Below are 13420 nucleotides of genomic sequence, written 5' to 3'. Positions count from 1 at the left end.
TTATTTTGATGACAATATTGGCGCTCATTCTACCTCTTTACGCAGCATCTGCCTATACCAAGTCGAAGCTGTACTTTGGCGCATGGTCGATAAGTGACGAGTTTGTGCTCGATATATCAATGAAACCTGGCCGCTCGCGCCGGTATCAACCCATTGCGCACCAGCCGCCTGATAGCGGGCGACCACGCGCGGATGAGGCAGATGCCATTGGTTACCTTTAGCCAGTGACGCAATCGCAATCTCAGGTTGAACCCTGCCAATTAAGCCTGAGCTGGAAGAGGTCTGGCTGCCGTGATGTGGAACGATCATCACATCACTCGCCACCGCAGAAGGCTCGCGACTAAGTAACCACTCACCGACTGCCGTCACATCACCGGACAACAGCAGTGAGTGACCGAATGTTTTATCTTCAATCCGTATCACACAGGAGTGAAGATTGTCCGCCCGCGAGACTTGCGCAGGAGGCCACAAGGCGGTGAGTTCCAGCCCCTGCCACTGCCAGCGCTGCCCTTTAGTGCAAGCCAGCCAGTCAGGGTTCTGCTGACTGCCAATGATCCAGCCCGGCTGCAAACGCTCAATAATATCGGCCAGACCGCCGGCGTGATCGTTATCAGTATGACTAATAATCACCCCATCAAGTTTCCTGGCCCGCCGGTACACCAATAACGGTTCAATCAGGCTACGGGCGAAACTGCCACCCGGCCAGCTGCTTGCAGTGTCATACAACAGATAGTGGTCATGGCGCTCTATCATCACCGCCAGGCCATGCCCAACATCCAGCACATCAACCCGCCAGTCGTCCTTATTCGGTATCGACAACCAGTGAGCCGCAAACAGCGCACCGATGGCCAGCAGCAGACGGCGACTGAACACTTCACGTATGACCCACAGCACGAGGCCGCTCAGCAGCACTAAGCTGCTGGTTTGGCTGAGCGAAACCCAGCTCGGACCAACCCAATCCAAAGCATAATCGAGCGGGATAAAACTGATATCAACCCAATCCCAGAGCCAAACGCTGTCAGGTAGTATCTGACTCAGCAGTAACGCCATAAATAGTCCGGGCACAATCACCAGAGTAAACCAGGGAATAAACACCAGATTATACAGGGCCGAGCTGAGACTGAATCCGGCGAAGAAAAACGCGGAAACCGGCAACATCAGCAACGTAAGACTGAACTGGCTATAAAGCAGCTTTTGCCACCAGGGACGCTGCGAAGCCGCGTCACACACGTGATAAAGCACAATCCCGACCGCGAGAAACGATAACCAGAAACTGCGACTGAGGGAAGAGAACGGCGCCAGCAGTAAAACCACAGCCAAAGTGAGCAACAGACGCTGCGGCGCAGTGACAGTAACCCGGCTGACCGTCAGCGCTACGTTCAGCCAGCACATAATAAGTGCACGTTGGGTGGGAATGGTAAAACCGGCCAGCCACGCATAACCCAGAGCCAGGCAAGCACCAAGTAACATCGGGCTCCACAACAGATGGCGATGAATACGCATCAGAGGCAGGCCAAGCAGATAACCGATGCCAAATGCCATACCGATATGTAACCCGGAAATCGCCACCAGATGAATCAGGCCGCTGTCACGCAGAGAGAGCCACTGCTGATCTGAAATCAGGTCACGCTCGCCAAATGTCAGTGCCAGCACCAGGCCTTGAGCCTGACTATGTTCCGTCCATGCCCTTACTTGCTGATAGAGTTCTGAGCGCCAACTGGCATTAGACACGATACGAAATGAGGACGCCCGTTGCACCGTTGCCCGCGCAACCCAGCCCTGACTAAAATAGAAAGATTCGAGGTCAAAACCGACTTGATTCAGGCGGCCGTACACAGGCTTTACCGTCACAGAAAATTCAAAATCATCGCCCGGATAAAGCGGCACGGGCGATACTAAGCGTATAGTTGGATATTGGTACTTAGGCAGAACTTGACCATTTATTGATCTGACTACCACACTTCCTTCATATCCGTAAGTAATTTGTTTAAAAAAGCTGTCAACTTCGCCTTTTATGGTAATATCTTGCCCTGCTTGAAAAATAGTGTTGGATTGAGATCTCACTAACTGTGCATGTGTTATGATAACCAGCACGGCGAACGCAATCCCTCCCACTCCTCTCAATCTGCCCGTCCATTGTGGCAGAGTAAGAGCAGCAAAGCACAATGCAAGGCATAAAAGTGCAACGCCCCATCCCGGCATCCACGGCCAGTAAGGCGCTGACAGTATGGTGAGCGAGAACGAAGCGAGCGTCCAGTAATTCGAAAAGAGAGTCATGTTCCCCGATGCCAAGAAAATACATTAAGCGGTTCATGCCTAACCCTGATGTCATCAGACGTCAAAAGGCATTAAAAGTTTTTGGCAATGTGCTGTATAACCCCAACCTGTGGTGTCTTAACCGACGCTCAGCGGCTGGTGCGTTTGCAGTTGGCCTGTTTATGGCGTTTGTGCCCCTGCCAAGCCAGATGATTATGTCGGCCGGACTGGCTATCGCCTGTGGCGTTAACCTGCCGCTGTCCATTGCTCTGGTGTGGATCACAAACCCGATAACCATGCCGGTTATTTTTTATTTTGCGTATAAATTGGGTGCCTGGTTAATGAATGTGCCACCCCAGCCGTTCCATTTTGAACTCAATTGGGACTTCATCATGCAACAGATGAGTACCATTGGACCTCCGTTTTTACTCGGCTGTGGTGTGTGCGCTGTGGTGTCATCAATCATCGGCTACTTCGGTATCCGCGGTTTGTGGCGTTATTCTGTGGTGCGCAGCTGGCAAAAACGCCGCGTAACCAAACTGCCGCAAAATCTAACCTGATTTGTCGCTGGCTTTGAGTGATTTTGCCGGGTTTACGACAGAGCCGGTATTTTGCTCTGCAATGCTTGTTGAGAAAGACCTGCTGAACCAGAAACCGTTAAGCGCACACCTGCTCAGCACATACAAGTTGAGCAAATGATATTCGCAGTAACGCAATGCGCAGCGGTTACAACCAGCAGTCACTCAATTCATCGCTGACTCACAGGCACAAAAAAAGGACCGAAAGGTCCTTTTTTGTGCCTGCTATCTTGAGTCGTAGATAATGATTCTCTTGATGGCTAAAGCGTTATTTACTGCTCAGTACACTGGCCGGATTAAGTTTGCTGGCTCGTTTGGCCGGATACCAGGTGGCAAGCAGACTGAGAACAATCGCCGTTCCGGAAACCAGCAGTACATCACCACTTTGTACCTGTGATGGCAAGAAATCGACGAAGTATATGTCGCCGGACAGGAAATGGTGACCAATCAATGACTCCAGCCCTTTGATTAAAGTGGTCAGATTAAAGGCGATGAGTACCCCTAAGATACTGCCGACAATACTGCCCAGCACACCGGAAAATACCCCCTGCCAGACAAAAATCCGTTTTACCAGACCATCGGAAGCGCCCATGGTACGCAGGATCGCAATTTCTGCTGCCCGATCTTTGACCGCCATCATCAGAGTCGAAACAATATTAAAGCTGGCAACTCCAATCACCAGCACCATGACCAGATACATGATGGTACGCACCATCTGAATATCGCGGTACAGGAAGCCGAATTTCTGTTGCCAGCTGCGCAGGTAGACATATTCGTTCAGAGTCTGGCTGACATCGCGCACAATGCGGCTGGCATTGAGCACATCGGTGACTTTAATTGCCACTCCCGAGACCGCATCGCCGATACGGGCATACTGCTGGGCATCTTGCAGCGGTAACAGAGCCAGGCTGTGGTCAATCTGACCATTGAGCGCCAGCAAGCCGCTGACCTGAACCCGCACCCGGCGCGGCGCCTGCACCCGGGCAGAGCCGTCACTACCCGGGATCATCAGTGTCAGATAATCACCGACGCCGACACCAAGCTGATCGGCCACACCTTTGCCGAGAATGACCTGTTGCTGTCCGGGAGCAAACTGCGACCAGGCCTCATCAGTCACATACTCAGACAAACGGGACACCGCCCGCTCACGCTGCGGATCCACGCCGCGCACTTCGATCGCTTTAAGCTGGGTGCCTTTTTCCGCCAGCGCGGTAAATTTGACATAAGGCGCAGCAGCCACCACCTGCGGACTCTTGGTCGCCTGAGCCATCAGTGTCTGCCAGTCATTGATCGGGCCTTTCACCCCTTCAAATTCACCGTGCGGGATCACCGACAACACCCGGTTTTGCAGTTCACGTTCAAAACCGTTCATCGCCGATAAACCAATGATGATCACGGCAACACCGACTGCAATCCCAATCGTCGAAGAAAGTGAGATAAACGACACCATCTTGTTGCGCTGTTTAGCACGGCTAAAACGGCCGCCGATAAACAGAGAGAGAGAACTAAACACTCACGCCCCCTCTGCATTGAGCAACAGACCATCTTGCATGTGCAACTGGCGATCCATTTTGGCCGCCAGTTCACCATCGTGAGTAACAACCAGAAATGCAGTGCCCGATTCGCGGTTCAGCTCACGCATCAGATCGTAGATCGACAGTGCGGTTTTATGATCCAGGTTACCGGTCGGTTTCGTCCGCCAGCACCAGGTCCGGCTTATTCACCAGAGCACGAGCAATCGCAACGCGCTGCCGTTCACCACCGGAAAGCTCGGACGGGCGGTGCTCAAGACGATGTGACAAACCGACCCGGGCCAATAACGCTTCCGCTTCCTGTTTGGCGAGCGCCACTTTTTTACCACCAATCAGCAAAGGCATCGCAACATTTTCCAGTGCGGTAAAATCCGCCAGCAGATGGTGAAACTGATACACAAAACCCAGATGCTGGTTGCGAATCCTGGCCTGCTTGTTAGAGCTCAGCGTGCTGAGCTGCTGACCGAGAAATTCGACCTCGCCTTCGGAGGCGTCATCCAGTGCGCCCAGAATGTGCAGCAAGGTACTTTTACCCGAGCCGGATGAACCGATAATCGATGCGAGTTCGCCACGCTTGAGTTCAAAACTGACCCCTTTCAGCACTTGCGTTTCCAGATCCCCTTCCTGATAGGTTTTGCAAACTTGGTGACAACGTAAAAGGTTATTCATAACGTAAAGCCTCGGCGGGTTTAACAGAAGATGCCCGGTAAGAAGGGAATAAGGTCGCCAGCAGGCTGAGACAAATCGCCAGCACAACTACGATACAGATTTGCAGCGGATTAATGACCACCGGCAGTTCGCCACCCATAGGGAACAGCGCAACCCCGGTCGATTCCATCACTGCGTTAAGATTTTTGGCCAGTAACACCCCAAGGGTGCCGCCCACAATAGCGCCAATCACGCCGCTGCTCGCGCCCTGTACCATAAAGATGGTCAGCACCTGACGGTTAGTCATGCCCTGAGTTTTGAGAATCGCAACTTCAGACTGCTTTTCCATCACGACCATGATCAGCGCAGAAATGATGTTGAATGCGGCAACGCCAACGATAAGTCCAAGCATCAGACCCATCATGTTCTTTTCCATCCGTACTGCCTGGAACAGTTCGCCACGCTGGTCACGCCAGTCACTCCACTGCCAGCCTTCGGGTAACGGTTGCTGGGCCAGATCGCCGACCACAAAGGGGTCATCGAAGAACAGGCGCCAGCCGGAAACGGTGTGATCATCAAAGCGCAGCAATTTACCCGCGTCGTGCAAATGCGCAATCATCAGCTGGGCATCTACATCCGAACCGGTATTAAAAATCCCGGCAACGGTGAAATTACGCTGGCTCGGAATACGGCCAAGCGGCGTAAACTGGCTGGCGCTGGTCACCATCAGGCGCACTTTATCGCCCACCGACACATCGAGGTTGCGTGCCAGCGTGTGACCAAGGAAAACCCGGTACTCCCCTTCCTGCAGCGCAGCCAAACGACCTGCGATCAGGTAATCCCCAATCGGGTCGTCCTGATCCGGTGCAATCCCGACCAACAACCCGGCCGACAGCTCAGACGCGCTCTGAATCACAGCCTCACTGCGCACCACAGGTTCGGGCTCGCGTTGAGTCGACAAAGTACGGATAAACTCAGGAGCCTGCTCAGTAAGCGCGGTTTTATCCTGCTGCTGAGAAATCACGGCCTGAGGCAGTACACCAAGAATACGGCTCTTCAACTGCGCTTCGAAGCCATTCATCACCGAAAGCACGGTCACTAAAGCCATCACGCCAATCGTAATACCGGCAGTGGACATGTAAGAAACGAATCGACTAAACCTGTCACCGGAGCGACCACGCAAATAACGCAGGCCGATAAAGGTCGAAATCGGATGAAACATAATTAAAACCAATCAAATAGGATGGCGCTACTGTAACGATAATCCGCGCAAGGTTGTAGTTTTTCTTTGCTAAATCTCTGTAAGAGGGCGCTTATTTCACACCAATAACAATGACATACCTTGATTAGTTGGACTGTATGACGATAATCAACACAGAGGTGAGAAGGAACCGACTATGACAGAACAAGAATATTTTACCGTACACCACGCACTGACAGTCAATGTTGAGCCGTTAGCGGCTGACTATGACCTGCCTTCTCCCACCGATTTCGAAGCGGAAATTCCGGCACCTTTTATTGTAGCCAGTGAATTCAGTCAGCTTGATCAACTCAGTGAAGCGGCGCGCCTGGAACTGAAAAACAGCGATTTCAAAAATGTTATCCAGCTACTGGAAACCCAGAACTCCAAACTCAACCTGTTGCTGAGTTTTATGCTGTCACAGCAGGATGACTCGCGCTTCCGCACTCATACTACCGGATTTGGCGCCAGTCAGTTCACTTATAAAAGCACTCAAGCCGTCAACCCGGGCCAGTTGGTTCGTGCTAAGTTGTTTCTGGAATATCCGGCTGCCGCCATTTATTGTTATGGCCAGGTTGTGACCTGCGAACCGGCAGACGGCCACTTTATGGCAACGGTGAAATACACCCTGCTGCGCGACACGGACCAGGACCTGCTGATTAAAGCGGCCCTGCATCAGCAACAGAAACTGCTGCGTCAACGCTCCTTAGACCGAGAAAAATCATAACTATTAACATGACTACACATACTCTTTTTTCTTTGCCGTCGGCCACCGGGGCGGGCGATAAAAAACACATTGGTAATCTGCACGGCGCCAGTCTGGCGCTGGCGATCGCCGAGCTGGCCAACCAGCATCCGGGCCACACTCTGCTCGCGGTGCCTGATCCACAAAGCGCGCTGAAACTACAACAAGAAATCGAGCAATTCTGCCAGGCCGGAGTGGCGCTGTTTCCCGGATTGGGAAACCCTGCCCTACGACAGTTTTTCTCCCCATCAGGAGATCATATCGGAGCGCATTTCACGCCTGTACCAACTGCCGGGTCAAACCCGCGGTATCACCATCGTTCCGGTCAGCACTCTATTGCAACGTCAGTCACCACGTGATTTTCTGCTGCAACATACTCTGATGGTGAAACAGGGTGACCGTTTCTCGCTCGACAAACTGCGAGTGCAACTGGATAACTCCGGCTATCGCCATGTTGATCAGGTGTTCGGGCCAGGTGAATATGCCAGCCGCGGCTCAATCCTGGATCTGTTCCCGATGGGCAGCAGCGATCCGTACCGGATCGACTTTTTCGATGACGAGATCGACACCATCCGCACCTTCGATCCGGAAAACCAGCGCTCGATCGAAGAGATCAGGGAGATTTGTCTGCTGCCGGCGCATGAATTTCCGTCCAACGAGCAGGCCATTGAAGAGTTTCGCACCCGCTGGCGCCAACGGTTTGAAGCGCGCCGCGAACCAGAATCTGTCTACATGCAGGTGTCGAAAGGCACCTGGCCGGCCGGTATCGAATACTGGCAGCCGCTGTTTTTCGAGCACACCGAAACCCTGTTTGATTACCTGCCCGAGGGCAGTCAGCTCATCACCGTCGGCGCACTGGAACAGTCAGTAGATCACTTCCTCAAAGATGTTGATTACCGCTACGATCAGCGCAAAGTTGACCCGCTGCGCCCGCTGTTACCGCCGCACGAACTGTGGCTGAAAAAAGACGAACTATTTGCGCGCTTTAAAACCCTGCCGCAACTGACCGTTTCGGTTGATGCGGTGGAAAAGAAAGCGGGCCGGGTCAATCCGGACATCCGCCCGCTGCCGGATGTAGCGGTACAGCATCAGAACAAAGAGCCGCTGGCCGCACTGCGTCAGTTCAGTGAACAGTTTGCCGGCAAAATCATCTTCTCTGTTGAGTCGGAAGGTCGCCGTGAAGCTCTGCTGGAGCTGCTGCAACGTATCAAGCTGCGCCCGATCAGCCAGCCTGATTTTGCCACGGCGTGCCGTAGCGATGAAAAATTTGCCCTGATTCAGGGCTCGGCCGAACACGGCTTTATTTTCGGCGATCAGCAACTGGCGCTGATTTGCGAAAGCGACCTGTTGGGCGACCGCGTTGCCAAACGACGTAAAAAAGAGCGCAAAGCGACCAACAGCGATACGGTCATCCGTAATCTGGCCGAACTTAAACCTGGCCAACCGGTAGTGCATATCGACCACGGTATCGGACGTTATCTTGGTCTGCAGACGCTGGAAGCGGGCGGCATGACCACCGAATACGTCACCCTCGAATATCAGAACGATGCCAAGTTGTATGTACCGGTGTCGTCGCTCAACCTCATCAGCCGCTACTCCGGCGGTGCGGAAGAAGCTGCGCCGCTGCATAAACTGGGTGGTGAAGCCTGGGCCAAAGCGCGCCGTAAAGCGGCAGAGAAAGTCCGTGACGTGGCCGCAGAAACTGCTTGATGTGTACGCCAAACGCGAGCTCAAGCCAGGCTATAAATTCCAGCTTGACCGCGGCCAGTACGCCACATTTAAATCCGGCTTCCCGTTTGAAGAGACCGACGATCAGGCGATGGCGATCAACGCGGTATTGTCAGATATGTGCCAACCAAAAGCGATGGATCGTCTGGTGTGTGGTGATGTCGGCTTTGGTAAAACCGAAGTAGCGATGCGCGCAGCTTTTGTCTCGACTGACAACAACAAGCAGGTGGCGGTGTTAGTGCCGACTACCCTGCTCGCCCAGCAGCACTTTGAGAACTTCCGTGACCGCTTCGCCAATCTGCCCATCCGGGTTGAAGTGCTGTCGCGTTTTAAATCGGCCAAAGAGCAGAAGCAAATTCTGCAGGATGTGGCCGATGGTAAAGTCGATATCCTGGTCGGTACTCATAAACTGCTTTCCAGCGAGATCAAGTTTGCCGATTTGGGTCTGCTGATCGTAGATGAAGAACACCGGTTCGGAGTGCGCCAGAAGGAAAAAGTCAAAGCGATGCGCGCCGATGTCGATATTCTGACTCTGACCGCAACGCCTATCCCACGTACGCTGAATATGGCGATGAGCGGGATGCGTGATCTGTCTATCATTGCCACGCCGCCCGCGCGCCGCATGGCGATCAAAACCTTTGTGCGGGAAAGTGACGATACCGTCATCCGTGAAGCTGCACTGCGTGAGATCATGCGTGGCGGCCAGGTCTACTTCCTGCATAATCAGGTCGAGACGATTGAGAAAGTCGCCGCTGATCTGGAGAAGCTGATTCCGGAAGCACGTATCACCATTGCCCACGGCCAGATGCGCGAGCGCGAGCTGGAACGGGTCATGAACGATTTTTACCACCAGCGCTTTAACCTGTTGGTGTGTACCACCATCATCGAGACCGGTATCGACGTCCCGACCGCCAATACCATCATCATGAACCGGGCGGATTCGCTGGGTCTGGCGCAGTTACACCAGTTGCGCGGACGGGTTGGCCGCTCGCATCACCAGGCGTACGCATATCTGCTGACACCGCATCCGAAAGCGATGACCAAGGATGCGCAGAAACGCCTGGAGGCGATCGCCTCACTGGAAGATCTCGGTGCCGGTTTCACCCTCGCGACGCACGATTTGGAAATTCGTGGTGCCGGTGAGCTGCTCGGTGATGAACAAAGCGGCCAGATTCAGTCGATCGGTTTCACGCTGTACATGGAAATGCTCGAACAAGCGGTTGAAGCTTTGAAGTCAGGCAAAGAGCCGTCACTGGATGATTTGCTGCGTGAGCAAACCGAAGTGGAGCTGCGCATTCCGGCACTGCTGCCGGACGATTACATTCCGGACATCAACACGCGTCTGTCGATGTATAAACAGATCGCCAGCGTCAGCCACAGTGATGAACTGGCCGAACTGAAAGTCGAGCTTATCGACCGTTTCGGCAAATTACCTGATGCAGCACTGAATCTGCTCTCGATTGCCGAATTGAAACTGGATGCAGCCACGCTGAAAATCCGTAAAATTGAAGCGCACGAGAAAGGCGGCTACATTGAGTTCTATCCGAATGCTGACATTAACCCGATGTTTTTGGTTAAACTATTGCAGTCTCAGCCGAAACAATTTTCGATGGAAGGGCCGACCAAGTTCAAATTTGCCATACCTTTGGTCGATCGCCGAGAGCGAATTCAGTTCGTAGCAAATATGCTGGAAGAGTTTCAGCAAAATCTGCTACCAGCAGCTTAAACGTACCGGCGCAGCGTAAGCGCCGGACGCATAATGAACCAAGTGCGTTGCACTGAATGACGGAGTCATAATGAAAAAACTGATCCCACTACTGCTTTTGCTTGTCTCTATGCCAAGCTTGGCTCAACGACAGTTTGATATTGAAGTGATCATTTTCAAACGGGCAGTTGATGCAGAGAAAGTCAGTGAATCCTGGCCGGATAACCTGCCAGAAATTAGCATGAAACGTGCCGGCAGCTTTAGCGACGCCGGTTATCGCCAGAGTAAAGGCGTGACCATGCTGCCAGCTTCGCAATATCAGCTCAATGATCAGGAGCAGCGCCTGAAAAACCACGCTGGTTTTAAAGTGCTGATGCACACAGCATGGCGTCAGGGTGATGAAGGCCGCGCTGCCGCGCCGGTGTTTCATATCCGGGCCGGCCGCGACTATTCAGAAGAGTTTCGCGCTGACGGCAGCCAGGCCGGACAAAAAAATGCGGCAATACCTGTCAATGATGTCATCGAACAGAGCGTCGCCAAACCTTTGTACGAACTTGATGGCACGCTGCAGATCTATGTTCAGCATTACTTGTACGCCGAAACCACTCTCGACCTGAAAGAACCGAGTGTGCGTGACGTCATCATCAAAGATTCGCCGCTAAGCCTGGCACTGAACCCGCAGGACGAAGGCGCGACCGTGCAGTCCGGTAATCTCGAATCCGTCTCTCCGCAGGTGGAAACTGAGTCTTTCCTGAAAAGTTACCGCATGGACCAGAAGCGACGTATGCGCAGCAGCGAAACCCACTATCTGGATCACCCGCTGATGGGCATGATCATTCAGGTACGTAAAGTCGCCGACAGCCAGTAAAGATATCTGTGTAAACGCCCCATGCGGGCGTTTATGTTTATGGCAAAAAACCAGGTTATCGCTATGAGCCCTGATTTTCAGATAGTCACCCAACGCCTGCAGCTGCGCTTAATCACTCTCGATGAAACTGAGCAGTTAGCAAACTGTGTGCGTCAGTCACCGTCACTGCATCAATGGGTAGACTGGTGCAGTGCTGACTTTTCTGATCTGGAAGCCGAGCGTTTTGTGCTGGCCACCCGCCTCAATTGGGTGAAGGCCGATTCCTACGGTTTTGGTATTTTCGACAAACGGCAACAAACCCTGCTTGGCATGGTCGCCATTAACGAGTTCTATCACACCTTTAATATGGCCAGCCTTGGCTACTGGGTTGCTGACCATCATCAGCAACAGGGTGTGGGCCGTGAGGCGCTGAACGCTCTGATTGAGTACTGCTTCAGCCACATGAAACTGACCCGGCTGGAAATCGTCTGTGACCCGGATAACGTCCCCAGCCAACGTCTCGCTATAGCCTGTGGCGCGCAGCAAGAGAGCCTGGCTCGTAATCGCTACCTGTTTAACGGCCAGCCCAGAGACGGTATCGTGTTTGCTTTGATCCCCTGACGTCTTCGCTCAAACCCGCTCACTTAAACCTATTCATTTAAACCAGAGCGGCGGATAACCAGAACAGCTTAAGAGCATAACAACGCTTCAACTTAGCAATTCCGGATATAAAAAAGCCCCTGGCGGGGCTTTTTGCGTTTCAGTTATCGGTACAACTTGAATCAATGTAACTTCAGGTTTGGTCGCAGTACGCGGTTGATGCGTCCGACCAGCATCATAAGTCCGGTTTTGACCACACCGTGCAGCGCCATCTGGTGCATACGATACAACGAGATGTATACCACGCGGGCAATGCGGCCTTCGACCATCATCGAACCTTTGGTCAGGTTACCCATCAGGCTGCCGACTGTGGAGAAACGGCTCAGAGAAACCAGAGAACCGTGGTCTTTGTACACGTACGCTTTCATTTCACGCCCGTTGAGCTTAGCCACGATGTTTTTAAACGCCTGAGACGCCATCTGGTGTGCGGCCTGAGCACGAGGCGGAACGAATGAGCCGTTCGCCTGGGTACACTGGGCCAAATCGCCGATAACAAAAATGTTGTCATCACGCGTGGTTTGCAGCGTGTCTTTCACCACAAGTTGGTTAATGCGGTTAGTTTCCAGACCGGCGATATCTTTCATAAAGTCAGGGGCTTTAATGCCTGCCGCCCAAACCATGATTTGCGCCGAGATTTTCTCGCCATCTTTAGTCGTCAGGCCATCCTCGTCCGCCTGAGTGACCATAGTGGCAGTGCGCACGGTCACTCCAAGCTTGGTCAGCTCACTGTGGGCTGCAGCAGAAATGCGTGGCGGCAGTGCAGGCAGGATACGTTCACCGGCTTCAATCAGGTTAACATTCAGCTTACTGGAATCCAGATCGCCAAAGCCATAAGTACGCAGCTCTTTCACCGCGTTATGCAGTTCTGCCGACAATTCAACACCGGTCGCACCTGCGCCAACGATCGCGATATCGACGGTACCGTTACCGTTCTTCGCATGCAACTTGAGGAACTCGTTGTTCATTTCGGTACGGAAGCGGTGGGCTTGCTCAGGGCTGTCCAGGAAAATACAGTTTTCACGTACACCCGGCGTGTTGAAGTCGTTAGAAGTGGAACCGATCGCCATCACCAGCAGGTCATAGCTCAGTTTGCGGGTTGGCATCAGCAGTTCACCGTGCTCGTCGCGCAGTTCACTTAACTGAATGGTTTTATTGTCCCGGTCAATGGCTTCCAGGCTACCCCATTGGAAATCAAAACAGTGGTTTTTCGCATGCGCACGGTAACTCAGTGCGTCAACGCCTTCATCAAGAGAACCCGTTGCTACTTCATGTAACAAAGGTTTCCACAGATGGCTTGAATTACGGTCTACCAGCGTGATTTCTGCGCGGTTTTTACGGCCAAGGGTACGTCCCAGCTTGGTTGCAAGCTCAAGACCACCCGCGCCACCGCCTACTACGATAATGCGTGTCACAACAACAATCCTCAAAAAACATAGATCAATTTTTATGGTTCGGCACGAAAACTCATACCGAGCGGAATC

8 protein-coding genes and 2 pseudogenes are annotated in these 13420 nt (G+C 52.9%); 5 read left to right on the top strand and 5 right to left on the bottom strand.

Features of this window, described 5'->3' with window-relative positions; genetic code table 11:
• Positions 1-24: 24 nt before the first annotated feature.
• Positions 25-2277, bottom strand: coding sequence for a DNA internalization-related competence protein ComEC/Rec2 (locus ABDK09_12750; GenBank protein XAW90299.1), 2253 nt, complete (start codon positions 2275-2277; stop codon positions 25-27).
• A gap of 8 nt (positions 2278-2285) precedes the next feature.
• On the opposite strand from ABDK09_12750, the gene ABDK09_12745 reads away from it, so the two are divergent.
• The gene (locus tag ABDK09_12745) at positions 2286-2816 is read left to right on the top strand and encodes a DUF2062 domain-containing protein (protein XAW90298.1); all 531 of its coding nucleotides are present in this window, start codon (positions 2286-2288) and stop codon (positions 2814-2816) included.
• A 286-nt stretch (positions 2817-3102) separates the two neighbouring features.
• Here ABDK09_12745 and lolE read toward each other — a convergent pair whose 3' ends face one another.
• From lolE to lolC, 3 genes and pseudogenes are all read right to left on the bottom strand, one after another.
• Positions 3103-4347: a lipoprotein-releasing ABC transporter permease subunit LolE gene (gene lolE, locus ABDK09_12740; protein ID XAW90297.1), complete on the bottom strand. Its 1245-nt coding sequence runs from the start codon at positions 4345-4347 to the stop codon at positions 3103-3105.
• Positions 4348-5035: pseudogene (gene lolD, locus ABDK09_12735) on the bottom strand (lipoprotein-releasing ABC transporter ATP-binding protein LolD). It lies immediately after the preceding gene.
• On the bottom strand, positions 5028-6236 hold the full coding sequence (lolC, locus tag ABDK09_12730; protein XAW90296.1) for a lipoprotein-releasing ABC transporter permease subunit LolC: 1209 nt from the start codon (positions 6234-6236) through the stop codon (positions 5028-5030). Before lolC ends, lolD begins: the two are co-directional and overlap by 8 nt.
• A gap of 175 nt (positions 6237-6411) precedes the next feature.
• Here lolC and ABDK09_12725 point away from each other — a divergent pair, with 175 nt between their 5' ends.
• From ABDK09_12725 to ABDK09_12710, 4 genes and pseudogenes are all read left to right on the top strand, one after another.
• On the top strand, positions 6412-6981 hold the full coding sequence (locus tag ABDK09_12725; protein ID XAW90295.1) for a PilZ domain-containing protein: 570 nt from the start codon (positions 6412-6414) through the stop codon (positions 6979-6981).
• 8 nt (positions 6982-6989) lie between these two features.
• Positions 6990-10453 (top strand): annotated as a pseudogene (mfd, locus tag ABDK09_12720) (transcription-repair coupling factor).
• 70 nt (positions 10454-10523) lie between these two features.
• Positions 10524-11300, top strand: coding sequence for a peptidoglycan binding protein CsiV (locus tag ABDK09_12715; protein ID XAW90294.1), 777 nt, complete (start codon positions 10524-10526; stop codon positions 11298-11300).
• 63 nt (positions 11301-11363) lie between these two features.
• Complete coding sequence (locus tag ABDK09_12710; GenBank protein XAW90293.1) at positions 11364-11900, top strand: GNAT family protein; 537 nt, start codon at positions 11364-11366, stop codon at positions 11898-11900.
• A 161-nt stretch (positions 11901-12061) separates the two neighbouring features.
• Here ABDK09_12710 and ABDK09_12705 read toward each other — a convergent pair whose 3' ends face one another.
• A complete protein-coding gene (locus ABDK09_12705; protein XAW90292.1) occupies positions 12062-13351 on the bottom strand; it encodes an NAD(P)/FAD-dependent oxidoreductase in 1290 nt (429 codons plus the stop codon).
• Positions 13352-13420 lie beyond the last annotated feature (69 nt).

It is taken from the genome of Vibrio sp. CDRSL-10 TSBA, assembly GCA_039696685.1.
Taxonomy (GTDB): Bacteria; Pseudomonadota; Gammaproteobacteria; order Enterobacterales; family Vibrionaceae; genus Vibrio.
This window is presented reverse-complemented; position numbering and strand designations above follow the sequence as displayed.

Excerpts from the sequence above, each read along its gene's own strand:
- ABDK09_12725 (XAW90295.1), top strand. The coding sequence starts at position 6,412 with ATGACAGAACAAGAATATTTTACCGTACACCACGCACTGACAGTCAAT.
- lolC (XAW90296.1), bottom strand. The coding sequence starts at position 6,236 with ATGTTTCATCCGATTTCGACCTTTATCGGCCTGCGTTATTTGCGTGGT.
- ABDK09_12710 (XAW90293.1), top strand. The coding sequence starts at position 11,364 with ATGAGCCCTGATTTTCAGATAGTCACCCAACGCCTGCAGCTGCGCTTA.
- ABDK09_12715 (XAW90294.1), top strand. The coding sequence starts at position 10,524 with ATGAAAAAACTGATCCCACTACTGCTTTTGCTTGTCTCTATGCCAAGC.
- ABDK09_12745 (XAW90298.1), top strand. The coding sequence starts at position 2,286 with ATGCCAAGAAAATACATTAAGCGGTTCATGCCTAACCCTGATGTCATC.
- ABDK09_12750 (XAW90299.1), bottom strand. The coding sequence starts at position 2,277 with ATGACTCTCTTTTCGAATTACTGGACGCTCGCTTCGTTCTCGCTCACC.